This window comes from Rhodoferax sp. (assembly GCF_023700745.1).
GTDB lineage: Bacteria > Pseudomonadota > Gammaproteobacteria > Burkholderiales > Burkholderiaceae_C > Rhodoferax.
Genome location: NZ_JAMPYG010000009.1, coordinates 87,829 through 111,878, shown reverse-complemented (window position 1 = coordinate 111,878; position 24,050 = coordinate 87,829). Strand labels below are relative to the sequence as shown.

The 24,050-nt window shown below is 58.4% G+C and carries 24 protein-coding genes and 1 pseudogene; 10 read left to right on the top strand and 15 right to left on the bottom strand.

Annotated elements, in window-relative coordinates; all coding sequences use genetic code 11:
• Nucleotides 1–39 precede the first annotated feature (39 nt).
• The 8 genes from NDJ10_RS09230 to NDJ10_RS09195 all read left to right on the top strand — a co-directional run bounded on the left by NDJ10_RS09230 (nt 40) and on the right by NDJ10_RS09195 (nt 8,373).
• Nucleotides 40–2,655: a NosR/NirI family protein gene (locus tag NDJ10_RS09230; RefSeq protein WP_296161405.1), complete on the top strand. Its 2,616-nt coding sequence runs from the start codon at nt 40–42 to the stop codon at nt 2,653–2,655.
• Nucleotides 2,656–2,684: 29 nt separating this feature from the next.
• Nucleotides 2,685–3,932, top strand: a complete 1,248-nt coding sequence (locus NDJ10_RS09225; RefSeq protein ID WP_296161450.1) for a nitrous oxide reductase family maturation protein NosD — start codon at nt 2,685–2,687, stop codon at nt 3,930–3,932.
• Entirely contained in the window at nt 3,913–4,857 is a 945-nt protein-coding gene (locus tag NDJ10_RS09220; protein WP_296161402.1) for an ABC transporter ATP-binding protein, read from the top strand. The genes NDJ10_RS09225 and NDJ10_RS09220 overlap by 20 nt, the downstream gene beginning before the upstream one ends.
• The gene (locus NDJ10_RS09215; protein WP_296161400.1) at nt 4,854–5,681 is read left to right on the top strand and encodes an ABC transporter permease subunit; all 828 of its coding nucleotides are present in this window, start codon (nt 4,854–4,856) and stop codon (nt 5,679–5,681) included. The genes NDJ10_RS09220 and NDJ10_RS09215 overlap by 4 nt, the downstream gene beginning before the upstream one ends.
• Nucleotides 5,678–6,229 (top strand): nitrous oxide reductase accessory protein NosL, encoded by a 552-nt coding sequence (locus NDJ10_RS09210; RefSeq protein WP_296161397.1) that lies wholly within the window; start codon nt 5,678–5,680, stop codon nt 6,227–6,229. The genes NDJ10_RS09215 and NDJ10_RS09210 overlap by 4 nt, the downstream gene beginning before the upstream one ends.
• 2 nt (nt 6,230–6,231) lie before the next feature.
• The gene (locus NDJ10_RS09205; RefSeq protein ID WP_296161394.1) at nt 6,232–6,840 is read left to right on the top strand and encodes a nitrous oxide reductase accessory protein NosL; all 609 of its coding nucleotides are present in this window, start codon (nt 6,232–6,234) and stop codon (nt 6,838–6,840) included.
• Nucleotides 6,841–6,955: 115 nt separating this feature from the next.
• On the top strand, nt 6,956–7,351 hold the full coding sequence (locus NDJ10_RS09200) for a c-type cytochrome (RefSeq protein ID WP_296161392.1): 396 nt from the start codon (nt 6,956–6,958) through the stop codon (nt 7,349–7,351).
• Between the two features lie 8 nt (nt 7,352–7,359).
• Nucleotides 7,360–8,373 carry an FAD:protein FMN transferase gene (locus tag NDJ10_RS09195; protein WP_296161390.1) on the top strand — a complete coding sequence of 338 codons (1,014 nt, stop codon included), beginning with the start codon at nt 7,360–7,362 and terminating at the stop codon, nt 8,371–8,373.
• Here the strand turns inward: NDJ10_RS09195 and NDJ10_RS09190 are convergent.
• Together NDJ10_RS09190 and NDJ10_RS09185 are read right to left on the bottom strand one after the other, a co-directional pair.
• Complete coding sequence (locus tag NDJ10_RS09190) at nt 8,370–8,861, bottom strand: Rrf2 family transcriptional regulator (RefSeq protein WP_296161388.1); 492 nt, start codon at nt 8,859–8,861, stop codon at nt 8,370–8,372. The genes NDJ10_RS09195 and NDJ10_RS09190 overlap by 4 nt on opposite strands.
• A 64-nt stretch (nt 8,862–8,925) precedes the next feature.
• Nucleotides 8,926–9,198: a hypothetical protein gene (locus tag NDJ10_RS09185; protein ID WP_296161386.1), complete on the bottom strand. Its 273-nt coding sequence runs from the start codon at nt 9,196–9,198 to the stop codon at nt 8,926–8,928.
• Between the two features lie 134 nt (nt 9,199–9,332).
• Between NDJ10_RS09185 and NDJ10_RS09180 the strand changes: the two genes are divergently transcribed.
• Nucleotides 9,333–10,256, top strand: coding sequence for a M14 family metallocarboxypeptidase (locus NDJ10_RS09180; RefSeq protein WP_296161384.1), 924 nt, complete (start codon nt 9,333–9,335; stop codon nt 10,254–10,256).
• Nucleotides 10,257–10,386: 130 nt separating this feature from the next.
• On the opposite strand, the gene NDJ10_RS09175 is transcribed toward NDJ10_RS09180, so the two are convergent.
• The 8 genes and pseudogenes from NDJ10_RS09175 to NDJ10_RS09140 all read right to left on the bottom strand — a co-directional run bounded on the left by NDJ10_RS09175 (nt 10,387) and on the right by NDJ10_RS09140 (nt 15,453).
• On the bottom strand, nt 10,387–11,484 hold the full coding sequence (locus tag NDJ10_RS09175) for an exo-alpha-sialidase (RefSeq protein WP_296161382.1): 1,098 nt from the start codon (nt 11,482–11,484) through the stop codon (nt 10,387–10,389).
• Nucleotides 11,485–11,525: 41 nt separating this feature from the next.
• On the bottom strand, nt 11,526–11,795 hold the full coding sequence (locus NDJ10_RS09170) for a MoaD/ThiS family protein (RefSeq protein ID WP_296161449.1): 270 nt from the start codon (nt 11,793–11,795) through the stop codon (nt 11,526–11,528).
• A 99-nt stretch (nt 11,796–11,894) separates the two neighbouring features.
• Nucleotides 11,895–13,151, bottom strand: a pseudogene (locus tag NDJ10_RS09165) (RNA polymerase sigma factor); the annotation flags it as partial.
• Nucleotides 13,152–13,160: 9 nt separating this feature from the next.
• Entirely contained in the window at nt 13,161–13,571 is a 411-nt protein-coding gene (locus NDJ10_RS09160; protein ID WP_296161379.1) for a VOC family protein, read from the bottom strand.
• A 36-nt stretch (nt 13,572–13,607) separates the two neighbouring features.
• The gene (locus NDJ10_RS09155) at nt 13,608–14,030 is read right to left on the bottom strand and encodes a YciI family protein (RefSeq protein WP_296161377.1); all 423 of its coding nucleotides are present in this window, start codon (nt 14,028–14,030) and stop codon (nt 13,608–13,610) included.
• A gap of 19 nt (nt 14,031–14,049) precedes the next feature.
• On the bottom strand, nt 14,050–14,487 hold the full coding sequence (locus tag NDJ10_RS09150) for a VOC family protein (RefSeq protein ID WP_296161375.1): 438 nt from the start codon (nt 14,485–14,487) through the stop codon (nt 14,050–14,052).
• Nucleotides 14,488–14,497: 10 nt separating this feature from the next.
• The gene (locus NDJ10_RS09145; RefSeq protein ID WP_296161373.1) at nt 14,498–14,941 is read right to left on the bottom strand and encodes an SRPBCC domain-containing protein; all 444 of its coding nucleotides are present in this window, start codon (nt 14,939–14,941) and stop codon (nt 14,498–14,500) included.
• Between the two features lie 143 nt (nt 14,942–15,084).
• Nucleotides 15,085–15,453: a YciI family protein gene (locus tag NDJ10_RS09140; RefSeq protein WP_296161371.1), complete on the bottom strand. Its 369-nt coding sequence runs from the start codon at nt 15,451–15,453 to the stop codon at nt 15,085–15,087.
• Nucleotides 15,454–15,545: 92 nt separating this feature from the next.
• On the opposite strand from NDJ10_RS09140, the gene NDJ10_RS09135 reads away from it, so the two are divergent.
• Nucleotides 15,546–16,010, top strand: a complete 465-nt coding sequence (locus NDJ10_RS09135; protein WP_296161368.1) for an NYN domain-containing protein — start codon at nt 15,546–15,548, stop codon at nt 16,008–16,010.
• Nucleotides 16,011–16,143: 133 nt separating this feature from the next.
• Here NDJ10_RS09135 and NDJ10_RS09130 read toward each other — a convergent pair whose 3' ends face one another.
• The 5 genes from NDJ10_RS09130 to NDJ10_RS09110 all read right to left on the bottom strand — a co-directional run bounded on the left by NDJ10_RS09130 (nt 16,144) and on the right by NDJ10_RS09110 (nt 24,045).
• Complete coding sequence (locus NDJ10_RS09130; protein ID WP_296161366.1) at nt 16,144–16,923, bottom strand: nuclease-related domain-containing protein; 780 nt, start codon at nt 16,921–16,923, stop codon at nt 16,144–16,146.
• Complete coding sequence (locus NDJ10_RS09125; protein ID WP_296161364.1) at nt 16,920–19,850, bottom strand: DNA methyltransferase; 2,931 nt, start codon at nt 19,848–19,850, stop codon at nt 16,920–16,922. The genes NDJ10_RS09130 and NDJ10_RS09125 overlap by 4 nt, the downstream gene beginning before the upstream one ends.
• 132 nt (nt 19,851–19,982) lie before the next feature.
• Nucleotides 19,983–20,918 (bottom strand): hypothetical protein, encoded by a 936-nt coding sequence (locus NDJ10_RS09120; RefSeq protein ID WP_296161362.1) that lies wholly within the window; start codon nt 20,916–20,918, stop codon nt 19,983–19,985.
• Complete coding sequence (locus NDJ10_RS09115; RefSeq protein ID WP_296161360.1) at nt 20,915–22,804, bottom strand: hypothetical protein; 1,890 nt, start codon at nt 22,802–22,804, stop codon at nt 20,915–20,917. The genes NDJ10_RS09120 and NDJ10_RS09115 overlap by 4 nt, the downstream gene beginning before the upstream one ends.
• A complete protein-coding gene (locus tag NDJ10_RS09110) occupies nt 22,801–24,045 on the bottom strand; it encodes a metallophosphoesterase (RefSeq protein ID WP_296161358.1) in 1,245 nt (414 codons plus the stop codon). The genes NDJ10_RS09115 and NDJ10_RS09110 overlap by 4 nt, the downstream gene beginning before the upstream one ends.
• Between the last annotated feature and the right edge of the window lie 5 nt (nt 24,046–24,050).

Here is a 24,050-nt window from a genome sequence, read left to right as displayed (position 1 = left end):
TCCCTGTACGGGCAGGCCAGCGGCCCAAGGATCCCATTCATGTCATTACCCAGATTCCTTGCGCTGCCGCTGGCCGCGTTTTTCATGGTCCTGAGCCTTTGGGCCAACCAGGCGCGTGCGCAAGCCTACGAGGCCAAGCTGCCCGCAGAACTTGCCACGGCGGCAGACCTGTGCGCGCTGGTGCCGTGTCAGGAGGTGTTTCCGGGCGCTACCAGTTTCTCCAGCCGCAAAGGACAACCGCCCTATGTAGAGGCCTACGGCGCAGCCGACCCCCAGAGCCCCGCCAGCAAAAAATTGCTTGGCTACGTGATGTTGTCTACCGACATCACCGACACACCTGCCTATTCCGGCAAGCCGGTGGTGACCCTGATCGGCATGGATATGCAAGGGCGCTATGTCGGCGTCAAGGTGCTCAAGCACTCCGAACCCATTTTGTTGCTGGGCATCCCGGAAAAGGCACTGATCGACTTCAACAACCAGTACCTCGGCAAATCGGTCAAGGACCAGATCGAGGTTGGCCCCTCCCGCCCTGATGAAAACGTGCTGGGCCTGGACGCGATTTCGGGCGCCACCGTCACGGTGATCGCACAAAACCAGGTGATGCAACTGTCCGGCTCGGCGGTGGCACGCCAGGTGGGCATCATCGAACCCACTGTGCGTGCGCCTGCACGCTACGCAGAAAGTAAGCGGGCCTACAGTTGGGCTGACCTGGTCCAGCTCGGCGCCGTCAAACAACTGAAAGTGATGCCCAAACAGGTCGGCCTGGACGGCAGCGACCCCTTTATCGAACTCTGGTTTGGCGACCTCAATCACCCCGACCTCAGCATGAGCCTGCTGGGCAAGCAGGGCAGCGAGAACCTGCGCTCGCGCCTCAACCAGGGCGACCACGCCTTTTTTGTCATCCGCACTGCGGGTCAGGAATCCTTCAAGGGTTCGGGCTTTGTGCGGGGTGGCATTTATGACCGGGTGCAGGTCAAGCAGGGCGCGGAATCCTTTACCTTTCGCGACCTCGACTACCTGAACCTGTACGGCCTTGAGGCGGCGGGTGCACCCAGCAGCACCGAATCGGGCATTTTCATCATCCGCGCCGGTTCTTTCTCGGCGGCTTACCCCTGGAAGCTGGCCTTCCTTGGCAACCGGGTCGACCGGGCCACCGGCCACCGCAGTTTTGCCAATTTTGAAGCCAAATACTGGCTGGCTGACGAATTGCTCGAAGGCGGCCGGCCCGTGGTGCTTGAACCCGATGCCCCGTGGGTGCGCATCTGGAAAACACGCGCGCTCGAGATCGGCCTGTTTGCATTTTTACTGCTCGCGGTGAGCGTGGTCTATGCCCTGCGTGAGCGCCTGACCCGGCTGTCGACGCACAAAAACAAGTGGCCGGTCAATGGCTTCAAATACAGTGCCTGGGCCCTGAGCATCGTGTTCGTGGGTTTCGGCGTGATGGCGCAACCCTCCATCACCCAGGTGCTCACCTGGTTCCACGCGCTGCTGTTCCAGTGGACCTGGTCGCTGTTTTTGTCGGACCCGTTCATCTTTTTGTTCTGGATCTTCATCATCGTCACGGTGTTCCTGTTCGGGCGCGGACTGTTCTGCGGCTGGATGTGCCCGTTTGGCTCGCTGTCTGAGGCCATTTTCAAGGTGGGCCGCGTGCTGGGCCTCAAACGCTGGCAAAAGCCGGTGCCGCAAGCGCTGCACGACAAACTGAAATGGCTCAAGTACGCGATCTTCTTTGGCTTGCTGAGCGTCTCAATGTTCTCGATGGGGCTGGCCGAAGTGCTGTCCGAAGTCGAGCCTTTCAAGACCACCTTTCTGGTGGGCGTGATGAACCGCAGCTGGCCTTATGGCCTGTTTGTGGCGGTATTGCTTGGCTTGTCGCTGTTTATTGAGCGGCCGTACTGCAAGTACATCTGCCCGTTGGGCGCGGCACTGGCGATGCCCAGTACCTTCCGCTGGTTCGGGCTCAGGCGCAAACAGGACTGCAACAGCTGCAAGGCCTGCGCGGTCGGTTGTGGCGCCCAGGCGATCGACGCCAACGGCCGCATCGACCACCGCGAGTGCCTGCACTGCCTGGACTGCATGGTGCTGTACACCGACCAGAAGGGCTGCCCCCCGCTGGCCAAGGAACGCAAGCGCCGCGAGAGCGACGGCCTGCTGATCACACCGATCGGTCGTGACGGCTATTTCATCCCGATCGATGCGGTGCCCGCCATCAGCGCCAGGGCCGCGCAGGGTCCTGACCCCCGCATGCCCACGGCACCCGCCGTCCCGCGCTACGCTGCCGGACACCGTGGCCTGGGCTGGTTGCTGGCCGAATTGCGTGACCACATCTGGCCCTGGAGCCGCGACGGCTGGAAAAACCAGCGCGCCTTGCAGGTGGCCGGTTTTTCGCTGGCAATTGCCGTCAGCGTGGCCTGGCTGCTGACCGCCAGCGGGCGCCTGTCCGAGAGCGCCATCATCGGCTGGTGGTTCGGCTGGAGCGTCTATGAAGTGCTGATCCGCATGCGCGGCAAGCGCTACGTCAAGGACGGCCCCTGGTGGCAGGCCCGCTACCGCGAGGCCAACTGGATGGACATGCTCAGCTATGTCGGTTTCAAGAACCTGCTGATCGGTGCCACCCTGTTCCTGGCTCTGAAAGCTCTGGGGTTGCTGTCTTGAATGTGAAGTCTGATCTGCGCCGGTTTGCCCTGGCCTGCCTGTTGCTGTGCTGCACCCCGCTGTGGGCCGCGGTCTGGCGGGTGCAGCCCGGGCAGGACTTGCAGGCCGTGATCAACCGGGCTGCTGGCGGTGACGTGGTAGAGGTCGAGCGCGGTTTTTATGCGCAGAACCTGCGTATCGAAAAACCGCTGACGTTGCGCGGTCTCAATCGTCCGACGCTCAGTGGTGGCCAGCGCGGCGACACCATTCGCGTGACCTCGCCCGATGTGGTCATCGAGGGCCTGATCGTGCGCGATTCAGGCACCGAACTGCTTCACCAGCATGCCGGCATCTATCTCCAGCCCGGCGCGCACCGGGCGGTGGTGCGCGACTGTGTGCTGGTGTACAACCTGTTTGGCCTGTGGATCGAGAAGGTCAACGACGTCCGCATTGAAAACAACCGCATCACGGGCCTGCGCGACTTCAACTCGTCGCAGCGCGGCAACGGCATCCAGCTCTACAACACCCAGGGTGCTCGCATCCTTGGCAACGACATCAGCTTTGTGCGCGACGCGCTGTATGTCGACGTTTCCCACCACGCTGAATTCCGCGGCAACAAGCTGCACCACAGCCGCTATGGCACCCACTACATGAACTCCTACCACAACCTGTGGGAAGACAACGACAGCTACTACAACCGGGGCGGCCTGGCCCTGATGGAAGTGCGCAACCAGGTGGTGCGGAACAACCGCACCTGGGGCAATTCGGACCACGGCATCATGTTGCGCACGCTGCAGGACTCGGTGGTTGAGAACAACGTCGTGGCCGGCAACAACCGGGGCTTCTTCATTTACGACGTGGAGTTCGCCACCCTGCGCGGCAACCTGGTGGTGGACAACCATGTCGGGGTGCATCTGTCGGCCGGCTCAACCCGCAACAAGGTGGAAGGCAACGACTTCATTGCCAACCGCGAACAGGTGCGTTATATCGGTGCCAGGGATGAAAGCTGGGGCGGCAAACAGCCGGGGCAGGGCAACCACTGGAGCAACTACCTGGGCTGGGACCGCGACGGCAACGGTGTGGGCGACCTGCCTTACGAGGCCAATGACCTGGTGGACCGCCTGCAATACCGCCACCCGATCGTCAAGCTGCTGCTGGGCAGCCCGGCGATCCAGGCGTTGCGCCTGCTGGGCCAGCAATTCCCCGTGCTGCGCGTACCCAGCGTGGTCGACCCCTATCCGGCCATGGTGCCCTTCAACAAAAACTGGAGCGAATGGCGTGACAAGCAATTCCGATGAAGCCCTGAACCTCAGCGGCGTGAGCAAGCACTACGGCCAGCGTGGGCACCTGCTGCTGGCACTGGACCGGGTCGACCTGACGGTACCCAGGGGCCAATTGTTCGGCCTGATTGGCCATAACGGCGCGGGCAAGAGCACGCTGTTCAAGCTGGTGCTGGGGCTGATCACACCGAGCCAGGGCCAGATTCTCGTCAACGGAATTGCCGTGGGTGGCCCCGACTTTCGTGCCGCCCGGCGTGTGATCGGTTACCTGCCTGAAAACCTGGTGCTGTACGACAACCTCTCGGGCCTGGAAACACTCGAATTTTTTGCCCAGCTCAAGGGCGCTCCAAAAACGCAGTGCGCCCCCTTGCTGACGCGTGTTGGCCTGGCGTCGGCTGGCCGGCGGCCGGTGCGGGAGTATTCAAAAGGCATGCGTCAGCGCCTGGGGTTTGCCCAGGCGCTGCTCGGCAGCCCGCAATTGCTGCTGCTGGACGAACCCACGACCGGCCTGGACCCCAGCGCCATCCGGGACTTCTACGACCAGCTTGACAGCTTGCGCGCCCAGGGCGTCACTATTGTCATCAGCTCCCATGTGCTGGCAGAGCTGCAGCAGCGTGTTGACGCGCTGGCCATGTTGAGCAACGGCCGCATCCAGGCGCAAGGCAGCGTGGCTGAGCTGCGCGAGCACTCCCGTATGCCGATCCGGCTCTGTGTGACGGGCGCCGCTGCCGGGTTGACCGAACTGGCGACGACGCTGCAACGCGATGCAAATCACGCCGTGCTTTCGATCCAGCAGACGTCACCCGACACCCTTGAGGTGCACTGCGCCCGCGAGCACAAGATGCACTTGCTGGGCCTGCTGGCCCCAGCGGGTTTGCATGACCTGCAGATTCTGGAGCCCTCGCTGGAGGATGTGTATTTTGGATTGAGGGAAAAAGCATGAACGCCACACTGCAACTGCGCCAGGTGCTGTCACTGGCCGGCAAGGAATTCCGCGACCGTTTTCGTAACCGCTGGGTGCTCGCGGTGGCCCTGGTGTTTACGGTGTTTTCGCTGTTGATCACCTATTTTGGTGCCGCAGTGCAAGGGCAAATTGGGCCACGCTCGATCGAGCTGACCATCGCCAGCCTGGTCAGCCTGGTGATCTACCTGATCCCCCTGATTGCGCTGCTGCTGGGCTTTGACGCCATCGTGGGTGAACGCGAGCGCGGTTCGCTGGATTTGCTGCTGGCGCTGCCAATCACCCGGCTCGAACTGTTGCTGGGCAAATTCCTCGGTTTGGCCGGCGCCTTGACACTTTCGACCGTGGCGGGTTTTGCCTTGGTCGCACTGTTGTTGTTCCAGCGCTTCAGTTTTGCCGGCCTGTACCACTACCTCGGTTTTGTCGTGAGTTCGGTCTTGCTGGGCCTGGCGTTCCTGAGCCTGGCCATGCTGCTGTCGGTGCTGGCGCGTGACCGCACCCGGGCTTCCGGGCTGGCCATTGCGCTCTGGTTTGCGCTGGTGCTGGTGTTCGACCTGCTGCTGCTCGGCCTGCTCGTCTACAGCGCAGGCGAACTGGGCGGCGATGCGTTTGCCTACCTGCTGCTGCTCAATCCAGCCGACATCTTTCGCATTCTTAACGTTTTTTCGCTCGACGACGTGCGCAGGCTTTACGGCCTGGCCAGCATCGTGCCACCCGCACTGGGCCAAACCTGGTTGATGGGCGGGGCCATGCTGGTCTGGATTGTCGGGCCGCTTGCCCTTGCTTCCTGGAGGTTCCGACCATGACACTGTTGACCCATTTCACGCTCAATCGGCGCCGCCTGCTGTGCGGCTGTGCCGGCCTCGCTGCGCTCAGCCTGGTGGGCTGCAAGCCCAATGACCCGGCCGCTTCAGGCGACCAGCCACCCACCGACATGGACCACATGGCCAGTTGCTCGCTGGATGGCATGTTGCTGGCAGATTTCCCTGGCCCCAAAGGTCAGATCCAGTATGCAGATGACAAGCAGGTTCACTGGTTTTGTGACACGGTGGAACTGCTGTCGATGCTGCTCGCACCGGAACAGGTGCGTGCCGTACGCGCGGCCTATGTGCAAGACATGGGCAAGGCCGACTGGGACCGCCCGCAGGGGCAGTGGATCGTGGCCCGCAACGCCTGGTTTGTGCTTGGCAGCAAACGCCACGGCTCCATGGGCCCTACCGCGGCCAGTTTTGCAGAAGAAACCGCAGCGCAGAGCTTTGTCCAGACCTATGGCGGGCGCTTGCTGCGCTTTGCCGACATCAAGCCCGAGATGGTGGACCTGAGCGGCGGCGCTTTGCACGACACCCGGATGTGAGCATGCGCCGCCGTCATCTGATCCTGGTGACCACTTTGGGTGGACTCGCGGCCACGGCCAGCGTGGGCTGGCTGGCATGGCGCCCGAATGCAGCGCGCGCCGATGAAGCCATCGACGATGTCTGCATCGTCGCCCCCACCTTTGCCTACGACCCGGCTTCCGGCGTGGCGCCAACGGCGGCCCGTGAGGTACCGGCCGAGGCACGTTGCCCGGTCTGCGGCATGTTTCCGGCCCGCAATCGGCGCTGGGCAGCGCAGGTGATCTTTTCTGACGGCGCCGTGCAGTACCTGGACTCGCCACTGAGCCTGTTCCATTATTTGCAGCGTGTTGAACGTTACACGCCGGGGCGCGCGGCAGCGGACATTGTGGCGCTGTATGTGAGCGACCAGGCCACAGGCGATTGGCTCGGTGCCGACCAGGCGATTTATGTCCACGGCTCCACTTTGCCGGGGCCGATGCGGGCCGGTAATTTGCCCGCGTATGCCTCCGAGGCCAACGCCCTGGCACTAGTGAAGCTGCGTGGCGGCGCATTGACGTCGGCGGTGGCATTGCGCCAATCCCTTCCGCCGGGATTGCAAAAGCTGGCGCCGCACGCCCATCCCGACGGCTGACTATGCATTGGCTGTTCGATTTTGAATAAATTGATCAAAGATTCATTTATTTTGTATATTAAAATCACAATCAGATTTTTACCTTAACCTCACTTTGTTCTTGACAGGAAAACCCATGAAATACACCAAACTCCTCCTGGCCCTCGGTTTTGCGGCCACGCTCGCAGCCTGTGGCGAAAAAGAAGCCAGCGCCCCGGTTGCCGCGCCAGCAGCGCCAGTTGCCGCCCCCGTCGCAGCACCGGCTCAAGTGGCAGAAAATGTGGTTGGCAAGAAAGTCTATGGCAGCGTCTGCTCACTGTGCCATGCTGCCAACGTGGCCGGCGCGCCCAAGCCGGGTGACAAGGCCGACTGGGGCCCGCGCATTGCCCAGGGCAATGATGTGCTCTACAAGCACGCGATCGAGGGCTTCACCGGTGCCAAGGGCATGATGCCGGCCAAGGGTGGTGGTGCCAACCTGACCGTGGACGAAGTCAAGGCCGCGGTTGATCACATGGTGTCCTTGTCACGCTGAGCCTTGCCATGATGACGCCTTCCTTGCCTGGCCGCCGTCGCTGCCTGACCGGACTCGGTCTGCTGGCGACCGGCATGTTTGTTCGTCCGGCGCTGGCCAGCCCGCATGTACAACGTGCGTCGCGCGACTTGCTTGGCACAAGAGTCGACATCGTGGCCCAGGGCAGCCAGGCAAGCCAGGCAACGGCGCAGGCCTTTGCTGAAATGGCCCGGTTGGAGCGTCTGATGAGCCGCTACCGCCCTGACAGCGAAATTTCGGCCTTGAACCGAAGCGCCGGCCTGGCGGCGGTCGACGTCTCGCCAGAAACCCTGGCGGTGCTCCGGCGCGGCCTGGATTTGTCACAACGCAGCAACGGGGCCTTTGACATCACGGTAGGCGGCTACCAGGGCTGGTCTTTTGACCCTGCCAACCCCCGGCTGCCCAGCGCCGCCCAATTGCGGCACGAACGTTCAATGGTCAACCATCGCTACCTGGTGCTTGATCCCGTCAAACGCCAGGCCCGTTTGCAGCGACCCGGCGTCAAGGTTGACCTTGGCGGCGTGGCGAAGCTGCCTATTCTGCAGGCCGGCATGCGGGTGCTGCAGGCCCATGGTCTGGACGGCGCCATGCTCAATGGCGGTGGCGACGTGCTGGTTACGGGGCAACTGCTGGGGCGCGACTGGCGCATTGGTCTGCGCGACCCGCGTGCGCCGGAGCGGCTGCTGGGCACGTTGGAACTCAGTGATGGTGTGGTGGCTTCTTCCGGTGATTACGAGCGTGCGTTCATCTACGAAGGCAAACGCTATCACCATATCCTCGATCCCCACACCGGTCTTCCCACGCAGGGCGTCCGCGGGGTGGCGATGCTGGCGCGCACCCCACAAGCAGTCAACGGCTGGGGTGCCACGGCCATGCTGATGGGTGCCGCCAGGGGCCAGCGTTTGCTTTCCGGGCTGCCAGGTGTCGAGTCCCTGATGGTCGATGCGCAGGCCCGAACCTGGATGTCTGCGGGCATGCGCGAGCAGTTGAAACTGTCAGCTTAGGGCAGGGGGACGGCCTCTTTTTGGAGCTTTTTCAAAGGGATCAGGTGAGGCAATTGCCCTTTAAAGGTCCGGGCCGCCGATGTCGGCTCCAGCAAGTCAGCCACGGTATAGGCGTTGAGTGCTTCGATAAAGCCGCGTGATGCCTTTTTCACGATGCCCTTGAGTCGGCAAAACCCATCGAGCCGACAGGTGTTGAGGTGTTTGTCAAAACACTCGACCATGTCCATGTCGGATTCGGTCTGGCGCACGATCTCACCCAGGCTCAGGCTGCCAGGCGCCTTCAGCAAACGCAGTCCACCGCCGCGACCACGTGTGGTTTCCAGCCAGCCAAGGCTGGCCAGGTCCATCACGATTTTCATCAAATGGCTGCGGGAAATACCATGCGCTTCGGCAATCTCGCTGACCGTGGGCAGTTTGGCACGCCCCTCGCAGGCAGCGCAGTACATCAGCACACGCAAGGTGTAATCGGTCCGTTGGGTGAGTCGCATAAATTGAAACTTTTTGTAAGCGCTTGATGTTACTCACAAAGCCAGGGCAACAAGCCGTGGCAGGTCAATTGCTATGGCAAAGCCTGGCATTGAGCTCCAGTACATCGGGTGTTGACAGCACCGTGTTGTGCCGATGCGTGAACGGTCCGCCACCGGGTTCCACGCCACCGGTTGCGTCATAGCCCACCGCCTTGAATTTCCAGAACGCGCCAATCTGCTTGAGATTGCCAACGTGGCTTCCATCGGCCAGGTGCACGCTGTACACGTTGGCGTTGACGCAGGTGAGGGTGAGGACAGGCGCCGGGTCTTTGAAATGGAGAATGTCCTGGGTATGCATGGGCTTGGCTGTTGGGGCTGGCAGCCAGATATGGCTGCTTACAGCGTCGGGTGGTCAGTGTAGCCCGGCCAGCTTGCGCCACCTGGATAATCATCCTGTTACTTTCAAACCTCATTCAACCCGGCAAACATCCTATGAGCGATTCACATTTTTATTCTATTGGTACCGCTGGCCTTGCCTGGGGCGCGGCAGAGCTGGCCCAATGGCGTGCGCGCCAGGTGCGCCAGCGCAGCTACGCCGACGATGTGCTCAGCAGCATGGAGCGCTTGGGCGAGCGTTTTGACGTATCAAGCTACGGTGAGGTGGCTTATGCGGACGAACGTTTTCCCCTGCTGGCCATCCGCAGCCGAAACTGGCAGCCGCACCTGCCCACCGTTCTGGTCACCGGCGGTGTGCACGGCTACGAAACCAGTGGCGTGCACGGCGCGCTGCGCTTTGCAGCTGAATATGCCCACGCCTATGCAGGCAGGTTGAACCTGCTGGTGGCACCGTGCGTGAGTCCTTGGGCGTATGAACACATCCAGCGCTGGAACTTTGACGCCATCGACCCCAACCGCTCGTTTTTTGAGGCCAGCCCGGTACAGGAGTGCGCAGCCTTGATGCGCCTGGTGGCGCCTTTGCGCGGGCAGTTTGTGGCTCACATCGACCTGCACGAAACCACCGACACCGACGCGTCGGAATACCGCCCCGCCGTGGCCGCGCGCGATGGCAAGCCTTTTGTGCCTTGCACCATTCCCGACGGCTTTTACCTGGTGGACGACGTGGCCAACCCCCAACCTGCGTTCCAGCAGGCCATGATCGAGGCGGTGGCGCGCGTCACCCACATTGCCCCGGCGGATGACTCGGGCGGCATCATCAGTTCACCCCTGGTGGCGCATGGCGTCATCCACTACGCCATGAAGGAACTGGGTCTGTGTGCCGGCATCACCGGCGCGCGCTTCACCACTACCACCGAGGTCTACCCCGACAGCCCCCGCGCTACACCAGAACAATGCATTGCCGCGCAGGTGGCAGCGGTGTGCGCGGGGCTGGACTTTGTGTGCCAGACAGAACTTTGACCTCGAACGCGCCTGGTGCCTGGGACGTGGCAGGGCTGACGTGGTGGGCTTTGTGGGCCGCGACTAGCCGCAACTCACCGTGTGCTCGATGGGGACAGCGCGCGGTGCCACACGGTGCTTGGCTTCAGCCTTACGGCAACCAGTCCAGCGCTGCCACTGGCGGCAGGTCCCGTGAGACGCAATGCCACTGCTCGCCTGCATCGGGGCTGATCCACAGGCCGCCGGTGGTGGACGACATGGCCAGGGTGTTGCGGTCAGGTGCCAGCTCCAGGCAGTGGCGGTAGACCAGGTGGTAGGCATGGGCCTGCGGCAGACCCCGGGTAAAGGTCTTGAAGGTGGCGCCTCCGTCATCGGTGCGGTTCACCACCATCTTGCCGTCCACAGCGTAGCGGTGCGTGTCGGCTTGCGCCGGTACAAACCAGGCGCGCAGCGGGTCCAGCGGATCACAGGCCACAGCAAAACCAAAGCCCGATGGCGCGGGCGCGGGAATGCCCTCCCAGAAGTGACCGGCGGTGGTGGAGCGGTACAACCCGCAGTGGTGCTGCACCCACAACACATCGGGTTGCGCCGCACACTGCACCATGCGGTGCGGGTCCTGGGCGTTGGGGTCTTGTTCGATGTCGGGGGGCAGGTAGTCGGCCTTCATGCCGTCGGCAGTCAACAGCCATGACTGGCCGCCGTCTGTGGTTTGCCAGACCCCACCGCAGGACACGGCCACTGTGATGTGATCCGGATTGCGCGGGTCCACCAGCACCGAGTGCATGCCGGGAAAGTCATTGCCCCCGCCAAGCCAGTCAAGGCGTTTGGGGTTTTCCCACAGCGCGGTGTTCAGCGCCCAACTTTGGCCAGCGTCTTCTGACTTGAACAAGCCCGCGGGCATACAACCCGCCCACAACGTGTCTGGCTGATCGGTGCTGCCCGCGGCCAAGCTCCAGATCATTTCCACATTCCACGGTGTGGTGTCTGCGGCCAGTGGGCCCATCTGCGGCTTGGGTGGGAAAGCGGGCGAAGTCACCTCTGCCCAGTTGGCACCCTGGTCGGAGCTTTTGCGCAGCTTCACGCCAAAGTGCCCCAGGCGCAGCGCGGCATACCAGTGGCCGTTGCGTGGGTCCACCATCACCTGCGACACCGGGTCGCCCGCAAAGTGGTGGCCGGTGATCTCCCATAGCGTGCCCTGACCACGGACCACAAACAGGCCTTTTCGGCTGGCGACGAGTAAGGTTTGCATGTTCGATCTCCTTGGGTTTGTGCTGTTTGATTGATGAAAGGCTAGCCGCCAGTCAGGGCCTGAACCACCAGCACCCTGTCGCCGCTGGTCAGCGCTTGGGTGAGGTTCTGGCGGTCCCGCACCATGGTCTTGTTGACAAACACAGCCACATGTTTGCGGATGTTGTCCTGGTCATCCAACACGTAATGTCTCAACTCGGGGGCCGCCGCCAGAGCCGCCTCAAGCACCGCGCGCAGGCTGCCCGCCGCCACGTCTTGCGGTGCACAGTCCACATGGCGGCGCAGGCTGGCCGCAAATTCCACAGTCACCATGGGGCCCTTTCGAACAGAAGGTGCAGTATCACCACGCCGCACAGGATTTGCAAGCCAGTTGCGCTGCCCAATGGCCGCAACTGACCCGTCCTGCTCCTGTGCCCGCTGCACCAGCAAGGCACGCTCTTTCTCGTTCCCCGTCAGCGCCGCAGCCCGGCGCAGCGCTGCCCGTGCTTCATTCCGGTGCCCCAGTTTTTGCAGCAGATCACCGTGCACCGCATGCAGCAGGTGGTAGTGCTGAAAGGCCTTGTCTTGCAGCAAGGTTTCGACAATGGCAAGACCTGCCGCCGGACCTTGGTGCATGGACACGGCCACCGCGCGGTTGAGCTCAACCACCGGTGAGGGGGCCACACGCATGAGCAGGGCGTAAAGCGCGGCAATATGCGCCCAGTCGGTCTCTTGCGCCGTCGGTGCGCGGGCATGGCAGGCGGCAATGGCGGCTTGTAGCTGGTAACTGCTTGGTGCTTGCCCCAAACTTTGGGCGCGCGCCAGCGCGGCCATGCCCCGGCGGATCAACAAGTGATCCCAGCGCGCGCGGTTCTGCTGGTTGAGCAGCACCGGGTTGCCTTGCATGTCGATGCGCGTCGGCGTGCGTGAAGCCTGCAATTCCATCAACGCGACCAGGCCATGCGCCTGGGCCTGCTGCGGTACCAGTTCGGCCAATATGCGGCCCAGGCGCAGGGCCTCCAAGCAGAGTTCGGGGCGCATCCAGTCGGCACCACTGGTGGCGGTGTAGCCTTCGTTGAAAACCAGGTAGACCACTTCCAGCACCGAGCCCAGGCGTGCGTTCAGCTGCTCACCCTGTGGCACCTCAAAAGGCACTTTTGCGTCGGCCAGAGCGCGTTTGGCGCGCACGATGCGCTGCGCAATGGTGGCCTCTGGCACCAGGTAGGCGCGCGCGATTTCATGCGTGGTGAGGCCACCAAGCAGCTTGAGCGTGAGCGCCACGCGTGCGTCGCTGGAGAGCACCGGGTGGCAGGCGGTGAAGATCAGGCGCAACAGGTCGTCGCCAATGGCGGCGTGCGCGCGGGCCGTGTCCAGCGCGTCGGTGAAGTCGGGCACCACATGGGCCTCTATCGCTTCGAGGTCGCTGGCAATGTCGCCAAGCCGCGCGTGGGCCATCTGGCGGTGGCGCAGCCAATCGAGTGCGCGGTTGATCGCCGTGGTCATGAGCCAGGCACCGGGGTTATTCGGCACGCCGTCCCGGGGCCAGTGTTCCAGCGCGGCCACCAGCGTGTCCTGCGCCAGTTCTTCGGCCACACCGAGGTCGCGCACACGCCGCGCCACTGCAGCGACGATGTGCGCTGACTCGATGCGCCAAACGGCGGCAATGGTGTCGTGGACGGCGCAATGCACGTGAGTAGATTACATCTGCGCGGGCGCTGCTGCGTCGTCCATCCAGAACACCTCCCACTGGTGGCCGTCCAGGTCAGCAAAGCCGTGCTGGTACATGAAACCGTGGTCCTGCGGCGGATTTGGCGTGGTGGCACCAGCGGCCACGGCCTTAGCGATCACCTCTTCAGCCTCGGCACGGCTGTCAACCGACAGTGCCAAGATCACTTCGGTGGTCTGGTTGGCATCGCTGACCGGCTTTTTGGTGAAGCCCTGAAAGAAGGGCTCGACCAGCAGCATGGCGTAGAAGTTTTCACCGATCTCCAGGCAAGCGCCTTTCTCGTTGGTGAAGCGCTGGTTAAACGTGAGGCCCAAGGCCGTGAAGAAGGTCTGTGTACGGGCCATGTCCTTGACGGCCAAGTTGATGAAGATTTGTCGGAACACGGTGGATTCTCCTGGTTGTTGGTTCGTGTGAGAGGCTCAGGTTTTCTGGTGGGCGTCCATCTGCTTGAACTTGTCCAGCGCCGGGCTGGGCGGAAACTCGTCGAGTTCGATGAGTTGGCGCAGCTCGATCACCGCCTCCATGCCACGCCCGGCTGGGTTGGGAAAACGCCGGCTCCATTCCAGGGCTTCTTCGCGGGTGCGCACCTGGATCAGGGTGTAGCCGGCGATGAGTTCCTTGGCTTCGGCAAACGGGCCGTCCACGATGCGTTTGCCCTCGGGGCCATAGTGCACGCGCCAACCGGTGCGACTGGGGTGCAGGCCACTGCCGTCAAGCAGCACGCCGGCGCGCATCAGTTCTTCGTGGTAGGCAGCCATCTCGGCCATCAGTTCTTCGGGAGCCGCTGGTGTGACCTCGGCCTCGAACGCGGGGCAGGACTTGACGATGATCATGAATCGCATGGGAGTTCTCCTTGGTGGCTCAGGTGTTGCAGGCCGGCGGTTCCATGTCTGGCTGGATCATGCTGTTGCGGTTGCCTTCGGTGTCCACAAAGCACACGTACTCGCCCACGCCAGGAATCGCCATGGGTTCGCCCATCACCTCACCGCCCGCCGCCTGGACGCGTTGCATGGCCGCGCGGATGTCTTCGACGCCAATCACCACCGACGGGTGCTGCATCGGCCAGTCCGGTTTGAACGGAAACAGGCCACCGTTGATCGAGCCGAGCGCCGCATCGGGTGGCATGGCCGGTCGTGCGCCGGGCGGGGCGGTGCTGACCAGCAGGTAGTCGCCCATCTCGGGGCCGAGCATCTGGTGGGACCAGCCGAAGGCGTCGGTGTAAAAGCGCGCGGCGCGCTCGCGGTCTTTGTAGGGCATTTCAAAATGCACAACGGCACACATGGGAATGGTGGTGGTCATGGCGATCTCCTCAGCTTGGGGTTTCACAAAGGGTCTTCAGGGTCTGCAAGGCTTTGGGCCAAGTCTGCACCATCCAGTCCTCGCCAGCGCCGCAGTCGTCGCAGTCAACACGCAAGCGGGTGCCGCCCGCCTCGTCGGTGAAGGTGTAGTTTTCAAAGCACGGCGCCCAGGCGCCCGCCGCGTCGCTGGTGGTGTCTTCCACACCTTGGTCGATCATGCCCAGATGCCGGATTGAGACGAACTGCCCCGGCCGGTTCGCCGCGATTTCGGCCACCATGCCCAGGCCTTGAGGGTTGAGAAAACGGATCTTCTGGCCCTCGTCCCAAGAGCCTTCAAAACGCGAACCTTCGCAGAAGGCGGTGGTCCATAGCTCGTAGGTGGGCGACTGCAGCATGGTGGCCCATACCTGCTTGGGCGGGGCCTGGATCAGGATGTCGAAATGCTGGGTTTTCATGGAGCACTCCAAAGTGGTCAACTCGGGCGGCGGCGGGTTTGCCGTGCCTCACGTGAAGTCGGTTCAGTGGCTTCTGTAGGTACGACGAAACAGCTTGGGCGTTTTCGACAGAACGCGTCTAGGGACAAACCCTAATGGTCAGATCAAGCCCGGCTGTCGTCGAAACAGGGCGCGAGTGAGCGCACCTCGACCGTGGCCCATTCGGCCGCCGGGCATTGCTGGGCGATGACGACAGCCTCGGTTTGGGTGGCGCAATCGATCAGGAAAAAACCGCCCACCATTTCCTTGGCTTCGGAAAAGGGGCCGTCCAGCACACGGCTGTGGCCGTCCACCCGACTTACCCGCACCGCGCTGGCTTGCGAGGCCAGCGACTCCACCGCCAGCAGCTTGCCCTGCTCGCGCAGGCCTTCGCCAAAACCTTGCATGCGGGAGTAAACCTCACGCCCCTGCGCTTCGGAGCGGGTGGCGCGCTGGGCGGGTGGCTCAATGATCAGGAGCATGTAGGTGGACATGGCGGACCTCTCTCAAGGTGCAAAGGGTGCCATGCTACACAGTTCAGGCGTTTTGTGGTTGGTTTGGAATTGTTTTAGCCGCGACAACGCTTGTGGCCAAACTTGCTTGTGTTGGCGCAACGCAAGACGTGTTGCACATTGGCAGGGTGGACGGCTTTTGCCTAGTGTCGCGCGACAGCGACTTTACCCGGCTGGCCACCCGCATTCGCGAAGCGGGGCTGGTGGTCTACGGCTTTGGCGAACGCAAAACGCCCGAGCCCTTTGTGGCCGCGTGTGACAAGTTCATCTACACCGAAATTTTGCGCACCGAGCCCGAAGAAGCCAAGCCCGGCAAGGAGCCGTTGGCCGAGCTGCCCAAGCTCAAGCCGATGATCCTGAACGCATTAAATGCCATCGCTCGCGAAGACGGCTGGTCCACGCTATCTGCCCTGGGCAGCCAGATCAACCGCAGCCACACCTCTTTTGACCCGCGCAACTACGGCGTGGCCAAACTCGGCGAACTGGTCACACCGCCAGCAGGCGGCGTATCTGGAGGTGAAAGAAGTGAAGTCGGGTGAGGGGGATTCGGTGCAGACGCACTTGCATGTGCGGCGGAGGGCGGTTGGTGTGACTAAGACCTAGAAACTTTGGTTAAATTAACCATCAACAATCGTTGAATATGCGTTAGCGGCTACCAAAATTGAAGCACTTTTACTGGGCTGACTGTGCTCGCACGTAACTGCGCAAAGCTGCGGCCATGGCCTTAACGTCGTCCAGAGAATGCCGCACGGGTTCGTTTTCGAGGAACTTCGCAAGCGCCTTGGTCTCCAGCACCCAAATGCCCTCAGCTTGATTGTCAAACGACTCAACAAACCAGCCTGGAAAAACAACCACCGGCCAAACAAAAGGTTCAAACTGGTTTTCGCGCAGGAAGTTGCCTAACCATCGTGCCTGCGCTTTGGCTTGTACCAATGGGTTGCGATCAATGCGATGCCCATTGGCGAAAACTTCGCCTGCTACCATCGTCACCTTGCATTCGCCCCGCACCGGTTTTGAATGAGTTTTGGTTTCTATGGTGAACACACCCTGCGGCCCTATCACCACATGATCCACATTCGCGTCGCCATTGGGTACGTCATGAAACACCACGAAATCCTTTCGCCGCAGCCATTCAAGATGCTCAGCCACAGCACGCTCACCATCGCGCCCAAGCCTGATTTGCGCCAAGCGTTTTTTAGCCCGCCAAATCTTGACAGTTGCGTACGCCACGGCCAGGACAGCCACTACCGTGTAAATCACGGGATTGGGTTTGGCAGCCGTGAAATAACGAAACCACTCCAGCCCGGCCATGAGGAGCATTATCAAAGCAAGGGTCCCTGGCGCAACAACATGATCGTAAAACTCGTCCTGCAATTGCTCGGTTAGCGATTGCCCCGGTGCGCGCAGTGGCGGTGCCCGGTCCAGGGGTGAACGCTTCTTGAGGGTGCTCATGCAGTCTTTGCTTTGCGTTTGTTTTTGGGAGTTGTGGCAGGCAGCAGGCTGGTGTACTTTTGGTACAGCTCAAACAAAAACGCCACACGCTCGGCGTCGTTTTTCCAGCTCTTCTTGCCACCGCTGAGCGCGTAGGCCGCGTCCACGGCTGTATCCAATCTTAGGTGGGCTTTGAGCAAGACCGGCGGCATGGTGAGCGGGTCGTACAGGTCGGCCAGCGACGCCGGTTGTGCGCCGGTCTGGAACTGAGCCCGGGCGTCGAGCACCGCTTGCGCTGCGGTTTTGATGGCTGTCTGCGCTTTGTGGACGGGGGTTGTAGCCTGATTTGTCTCTGAACCTGGCGGCAGGTCGGGCCAGGGGAAGTTGTTGTAGACGATGTCTTTGGAGTAGCGGTAGTCGCTTTTCAGACGCCCGCAGGTGGTGCGCACCCACGCGTTGTGCATGGTGCTGGAGAGGATGCCGAAGTGGTACAAATCGGCATCGTCAATAACTAGGCACAAATTGGTCGCGATTGTGTCAGCAGTTTCGAAACCAAATGGGATGTAGGCTCTGCGTTCTGATGAAACACTTGGTACAACGACATAGTGCGATGGATTTCTGGTTTCACGAAAAAGAGACGGGGTCGCAGCCAATGCAATTGTGTCGCTTGCAATACCTTCCTCTGCGCGAAATTTCCGACATTTCTCAATGCGTTGCATCACAAAAGGGTAGCGTCGTATCACATTAGGTGGAACGTTTACCAGCCACAAACAATAACGATTCTCACCGTGCAGAAATTCACGAGCTCCGATTAACCGCTTTACCAAGGGAGCGGCATCTGGATGTTGCGAAAGAAAATCACTACGTTCCGTCGCACTCAGGATCAGATGCCCGCCGTCAGTTGGTTGATTTCCTTTGCTGATAGTTGGTACGGCACAAATGGGTGAGGAACGTCGGGGTAGTACGACATCAGTTGTGTCAACTAAATACGGATTGATATTCGCCGCAGCCACCGCATGCGGTTCGCCCTTGATGTCGTCGTACTCGTAAATCACCTTGGCCGGCCGGTCTTCCAAGCCAAAGCCAACAATCACGCAATGCACCGCTGCCTTGCCGCGTGCCTCGTTGCTCCAGCTAAACGTGCGGTGCGCAAAATGGATGTGCACACCCTGCGCCAGCAGCCAGCCCCACAACACGCCGACCTGTTCGCCTTGCGTGATGCTGTTGGTGGAAACGAAGGCGCAGCGGAGGTTCGCACGTTCATGACCAGAGGTGAGTGCGGGCTGGCCGGTGGGCGCGATTTTAAAAACCGAAGGTTCATGAGCGCCCGCCGGCCAGCCCGTACTCGCCGGCACATCATCACGCAGGTAATGCGCCGCCTTCACATACCAGGCCGCCACAAAATCCAGCAAGCCCGCATTTTCAACACCCGCAAAGACCAGTTGGGTGTCTTCGCGCTGGGCCTCATCCATGAACTTGGCGCCGACAAACGGTGGATTCCCCAGCACAAAACTGCAACGCTCAGCCGGAATGACCTCGTTCCAGTCCAGACGCAGCGCATTGCCATGCACGATGTGCGGCGAGGTGCGCAGCGGAATGCGGGCAAAGTACAGGCCAAACTCCTCGCTCACCCGCAGGTTCATCTGGTGGTCCATCAGCCACAGCGCCACCTGCGCAATCTGGGCCGGAAACTCCTCAATCTCGATGCCGTAAAACTGATCGACGTTGATGCCAATCAGGCCATGAATGTCCAGCGTCTGCTGCCCCGAGGTGTTGCTGGCGCGCAGCACGGCCAGCTCCAGTTCTCGCAACTCGCGGTAGCTGATGACCAGAAAATTGCCACAACCGCAGGCTGGGTCAAAAAAGGTGAGGGTGCGCAGTTTTTTGTGAAACTCAAACAGCCGATGGCGGTTGTTTTTGACCTTGTCAAACTCGGCCCACAGCTCGTCCAGAAACAGCGGCTTGATGAGTTTGAGGATGTTCTCCTCGCTGGTGTAATGCGCGCCCAGGTTGCGCCGGGCCTTGTCGTCCATGATGCTCTGGAACAGGCTGCCAAAAATAGCCGGGCTGATGGCCGACCAGTCGAGCGCGCAGGCGTCCAGCAGCGCCTCGCGCATGGCGGCGTTGAAGTCGGCCATGGGCAGCGGCTCTTCAAACAGCTTGCCGTTCACATAGGGGAAAGCCGCCACTTGCTCGTCGAGCGCCTTGCTGCGCTTGTCTTCGGCGGTGTTCAAAATCTGGAACAACTGCCCCAGGCGCGAACCCAGGTCGGAGCCATCGGCGGCGGTGCGCTCTTCAACAAAGGTGCGAAACGACTGTGCGGGTTGAAAAATGCCGGTGTCGTCGGCAAACAGGCAAAACAGCAGGCGCACCAAAAGCACTTCGAGCGGGTGGTCACTGTAGCCGCTGGCCTTGAGGGCGTCGTGCAGGCGTCCCATGCGCTCGGCGGCCTTGATGTTGACCGGGTTTTGCGGCTGGATGGTCTGCACCTTGTAACCCGCCACAAAGCCAAACAGCTTGATGTGTTTGTGCAGGTCTTTCAGGGCAAATTCAAAAGTCTCATTGGTGCTGAGCCGGTGCACGCAAAAACGGGCAAAGTCACAGACGATGACCAACTGCGGCAAATCGCGCTCGGCGATGCCGGGAAAGTAGGACAGCGCCTGCGTGAGCGCCGCATCCAGATTTTTGCCGCGCGACTTTTGCTCCACCAGCAGCATGCCAGGCCAGAACAGATCAACAAAACCGTCGGTTTTGGCCTTCCCTCCGTTCAGGCCGGGCAGTTTTTTGACGGCGTGCTCAAAGGTGGCCACGCGCTTGTCGGTGATGCCAAAGATCTCGAAAAAATCGATCCAGAAGGGTTTTGCCTCGGAGTCTTCACTCGCCGCGTCAGCCCAGGTGCGGCTGAAGGTGAGCGCGCGGGATTTGATTTCGTTCCAGGAGAGGGGCATGGGCCAGCCTATTTTTAGATTACAAGAGCTACCACTTCAGGTCGCACAGATTATCAGGCGTTGGGAACGCTTAACTGCGCCGAACGGTGCTTCTCTTAACAGTTACAACCTCAATTTGGGGTGGATCGATCCCTAGCAATACACCACACGAGAAATTGAGACGGGGCCCGCAGCGGAAACCTGAACAGGTAGGTTTCTTGTTCCCTTCGCATGCAAGCAAGCGATTTTTGGCAAGATATGACACGCGAGCAGACAAGCTAGAACGTGAGTTTTGGGACCCATGGGAACCAGAAGAATCTCCTCCGAAGCCTCATTCATACTTGATAACTTCTCCAACAGTAGCGACGTAGATCGTCGAATATCTGATATGGGCAATTCAAGGACGCTGGAGCGCGAACTTTCCACCATCTCTCTGTTTTCACGCAAAACGATGTCCGCATGAGGATCGGAAATGCCGCCTCTGGCTAAGAAGCAAACAACTCGATCCGGTTCAATTAGTTCATTTACGGTTAAGGTCGCTGCGCTATCAAAGCCTAAGCCATATAAAGCAGTTGTAACGCGTGATCCAGCGCCACCGCCTTCAAAACCAGGCACACAAACTATTTCACTTATTTGAAGAGGGCAAAATGAGCTTGCGTAAATTCCATGTGAGTATGCAAAATCTAGTTCCACAGTTGTGCAGACGTTTTGATACTTCGCCCAAGTTAGTATGTATCCATACCAATCGCGACTCATTGTTGAGTAGTCGACAAAAACACGCAATTTCGACTTACCTTGAGCAGCGGTAGAAAAAACTCTGCAAAATTCACGTTCACACTCACCTTTGTTATTGCTAACAAAGATGCTATCACCGATGATTCTTCGAAATACGACGTCATTGCTTTCACGGCTAAGAGTTTTTAATTCATTTGAAAATCCGAAAACATGTACACAACTGTGAACAGACTTGGGTAGTGATTTCGCGATATGAATACTTCGCTCTTCGAAGCCGGAGGCCAAAATAATTAGATCGTAGGATTCCCAATCTACACAATCCGATGCGACTGATTCAATGAGTGTTATATTCATTGCAAGTCCAAAATACCTTGGTTGACAATTATTCGCTTAGTCTGAATTTCCCTTGCGTGCATTAGAACCTTTGGTAGTCGCACTACTTCATTTCTTCTGGGTAATATTTTAAATAGTGGGGCAAATAAAAACGCTAAGTGAAAGTCGCCTTCACAGACTTGATCAGGAGTTTTCATTGGCACGTTATTACTAGGTGTCATGAGCGAGAGTTGAATAGCCTGCTTAATAAAGTGTTGGGCATCTTCGCCATCAGCTGCTTTTATCGTTACTGAAGTAACTTGGTCACTCCCCAACCTTCTTTGTGAACTGGAAAACAACCATCCCATATAGGCTCCAATGGCATTTATGTACTTAGCCGTAAGATCGCCAAAAGGAGGTTCACTGGGCGTTCTTGCGAGTACATCTCTGGCTGTTTCTTCCAAAACTTCATTCTGAATTGCTGGATCTATAGGTAGATGAATCTTTCCATCCAACCTAACCGCACGCTGAACTAGCAAATTAATCACTCGAACTAGGCGTCGTGGATTACCATCACAGCAACGTACCACCATTTGTTCTCCGCTGTATACGGTTAATTTAGAATTACCTTTCTTCTCATCAAGTGCAGTTCTCAATGTGATGGCTCCAGCCAATTTTCTATATATTTCGCTGCCAAACTTCTTGGTACCTTTCAATCGCTCAGCACGCTCAATAGTTGATGTATTTCCATACTTTCGCAGCTGCTCCATAAAGGCTGCTTCATTTTTTTGTGTGTCTATGAAGAGCGGCGAGCTACCCAATAGCCTGCTCAGCGATATACCGTCCAGATCAATATTGCGATTTGCAAATCTGTGGCGAAATATGTCCTGAGCGAAGCGCATAAAACCTCCGTCAACCGATACTCCTCGCGAATCCACAGGGTCTTGGTTGACGACCACATACTGAAAATCATGACCCTCGCGAATAGGATCTTCGACGTTTGTTGCGAGAGTCAAATGAGCAAATGGCATTGTTGCCAACTTCAAGACGATATTTCCACTTGATGCCCGCATAATGGTATTTAGGATGCGGTGATGAAGTACAGTTAGGTATTCCACTTCGTCAACACAAACCATCCAAACTGCTGAATCTGGAATATGTATGATGTTTTTTATTATTTCTATTGCGTGACGTAGAGGTAGTAGTGCATCATTATCAAAAAAGTCCAAGGGTGCTATTTCTCCGGATCTTCCCCCGTGGCGTACCCTATGGGCTCGCAAAGCCGCTTGATGCGATAACTCAATTTCAGTAAGCAGTGAACGCAGTTCACCAATGGTGTTGCAAGTCCGCTTTCCTTGCGTCCAGTCGAATGAGAGTTTCTTACAAACATCTGCGACTGCCTTAAGCTTTGTGTACTCTTCCGTCAGGAAACGCTCGGCACAACTTTCAATAATGTGAGTTAGAGCTGCGCAGCAGTGGAGATTTAGTCTCCAAACAAATTGCTCTTCAGCTTCCTTTTCTGAAGACCAATCTTTGTTCTTTAGCGCTCCTGAGAATGCCGCGCTAGCGGGAACATATATACCTATCAAATTTCGAGAAAGTGCTTCCCGTGCATATTGCATTCTTGGTTCGGCAATTCTCGAGGCATACATCACATGATCATGCGCTAGCATTCTCACCCAGGTCGTCTTTCCAGAACCACGTGAACCCAACAAAATTTGATTCTTGGAGTTAAAGAGATCCTTGAAAGCTTCAGAAGGAACGAACGAACGGACTATCTCCTCTAACTGCATCTGCTTGCCATTGTCGAGGGCAAAGGCCGACCAGTCCGCCGATATAGCGGGTTGTGCGCGTCGATGCATACCTTTTGCACTAACCTTTTCTTGTGCCACTGTGTTTCTGACCAAGGAATTATTAATCTTGCTCATAATTTGTCGTTTCTCAAAACAACCCATCTTTCTTTAGCAAGAGACACGGCACCCACTGGTTCGTGCCCCAAGTCTTTCGCAGCGGTTTCTAGACAACTCCAAACTAGATTTACATTGACTCTGTCCAAAATTGGTGCAATCGCAATTATCTGAGGCCATTTAAGGACATTGATTGATTTAAACTCGGATTCAATGATATTCTTAAAACTTTCAATAACCTCATGTTGAGTTACTGCAGCACCAAATACCTCTACATGTGGGAGTTTTGAATTATGAATTTTCTCACTCCAAGTCTGCCCATCATATGCCCAGCTAACTACTTTTCCATGGATGCCGTTTGTTTTTTGATCCCGTCCATTAACTTCTATAACATGAAATAAATTTGGTATACCATTGAAATTCACTGGATCTAGAAGCGATGAGAAGCTTCCTGCCCCAAATATCAAACAGGGGTGTGCGTTGTTGATTGTTTGATAGTTCAATCTTGGGTTATGTTTATGACCATGAATCACCATATCAAAGCTAAATTTAGCTAGCATTGACATTAAATTTTCAGCGTTCGCAGCTGAGCTGAGATCTGCAAAATTCGCTATCACATCAGAATAAATAATGGGATGATGGTGCATTAGGCAAATCTTCAATTTGTTTTGAAGTCCTTCAACGCCACTCAAGTGTGTACATAGCACATCAATAGCCTGTTGTGGAACTAAGCCATGGTGGTGGGCTTCGTGGGGATTGTCATGAGAGGCGGTGTTTATTCCAACAACACACATTTGCTCGTTCGTCCAAACTTGGAAATATGGTTCCTTAAACATATTCCCAGTTGATGCGGCCTCAGACCGAGACCGGAAAAAAACACCAGAGTCCAAGATCGGTCCATATCGATGTTGCTTCCAGTATTCCTTGGGCTCTAACTTCATCACCGGCCAATGGACATCGTGATTTCCAGGTACGAAAAAGACGTTGTCTTCGGTTGTGTTTAAGAGTTTCGCAATTCTGCTAAATAGCTTGCCGGCTAAAGTGAATTCGGCAACGTGTGCTCGGTTACTTATGTCGCCGGTGATCAATATTGCATCAACACCGTTTGAAAGTGTTTTCGTGTTATTGATGAATGTCTCAAAATCTCCAATGAAATTCTGATCTCGTCCTATCAATTGTTCTGGCGTCAGAGTGTGCGGACATAAATCGGCGGACCGAGCATGATCACCGATATGCAAGTCACTGATTACAAGTAGCTTCACGATTT

Excerpts from the sequence above, each read along its gene's own strand:
- NDJ10_RS09140 (WP_296161371.1), bottom strand. The coding sequence starts at position 15,453 with ATGTCCACCTACATGCTCCTGATCATTGAGCCACCCGCCCAGCGCGCC.
- NDJ10_RS09125 (WP_296161364.1), bottom strand. The coding sequence starts at position 19,850 with ATGCCCCTCTCCTGGAACGAAATCAAATCCCGCGCGCTCACCTTCAGC.
- NDJ10_RS09145 (WP_296161373.1), bottom strand. The coding sequence starts at position 14,941 with ATGAAAACCCAGCATTTCGACATCCTGATCCAGGCCCCGCCCAAGCAG.
- NDJ10_RS09130 (WP_296161366.1), bottom strand. The coding sequence starts at position 16,923 with ATGAGCACCCTCAAGAAGCGTTCACCCCTGGACCGGGCACCGCCACTG.
- NDJ10_RS09190 (WP_296161388.1), bottom strand. The coding sequence starts at position 8,861 with ATGCGACTCACCCAACGGACCGATTACACCTTGCGTGTGCTGATGTAC.
- NDJ10_RS09215 (WP_296161400.1), top strand. The coding sequence starts at position 4,854 with ATGAACGCCACACTGCAACTGCGCCAGGTGCTGTCACTGGCCGGCAAG.
- NDJ10_RS09120 (WP_296161362.1), bottom strand. The coding sequence starts at position 20,918 with ATGAATATAACACTCATTGAATCAGTCGCATCGGATTGTGTAGATTGG.
- NDJ10_RS09200 (WP_296161392.1), top strand. The coding sequence starts at position 6,956 with ATGAAATACACCAAACTCCTCCTGGCCCTCGGTTTTGCGGCCACGCTC.
- NDJ10_RS09195 (WP_296161390.1), top strand. The coding sequence starts at position 7,360 with ATGATGACGCCTTCCTTGCCTGGCCGCCGTCGCTGCCTGACCGGACTC.
- NDJ10_RS09115 (WP_296161360.1), bottom strand. The coding sequence starts at position 22,804 with ATGAGCAAGATTAATAATTCCTTGGTCAGAAACACAGTGGCACAAGAA.
- NDJ10_RS09185 (WP_296161386.1), bottom strand. The coding sequence starts at position 9,198 with ATGCATACCCAGGACATTCTCCATTTCAAAGACCCGGCGCCTGTCCTC.
- NDJ10_RS09205 (WP_296161394.1), top strand. The coding sequence starts at position 6,232 with ATGCGCCGCCGTCATCTGATCCTGGTGACCACTTTGGGTGGACTCGCG.
- NDJ10_RS09175 (WP_296161382.1), bottom strand. The coding sequence starts at position 11,484 with ATGCAAACCTTACTCGTCGCCAGCCGAAAAGGCCTGTTTGTGGTCCGT.
- NDJ10_RS09170 (WP_296161449.1), bottom strand. The coding sequence starts at position 11,795 with ATGGTGACTGTGGAATTTGCGGCCAGCCTGCGCCGCCATGTGGACTGT.
- NDJ10_RS09180 (WP_296161384.1), top strand. The coding sequence starts at position 9,333 with ATGAGCGATTCACATTTTTATTCTATTGGTACCGCTGGCCTTGCCTGG.
- NDJ10_RS09210 (WP_296161397.1), top strand. The coding sequence starts at position 5,678 with ATGACACTGTTGACCCATTTCACGCTCAATCGGCGCCGCCTGCTGTGC.
- NDJ10_RS09230 (WP_296161405.1), top strand. The coding sequence starts at position 40 with ATGTCATTACCCAGATTCCTTGCGCTGCCGCTGGCCGCGTTTTTCATG.
- NDJ10_RS09155 (WP_296161377.1), bottom strand. The coding sequence starts at position 14,030 with ATGCGATTCATGATCATCGTCAAGTCCTGCCCCGCGTTCGAGGCCGAG.
- NDJ10_RS09150 (WP_296161375.1), bottom strand. The coding sequence starts at position 14,487 with ATGACCACCACCATTCCCATGTGTGCCGTTGTGCATTTTGAAATGCCC.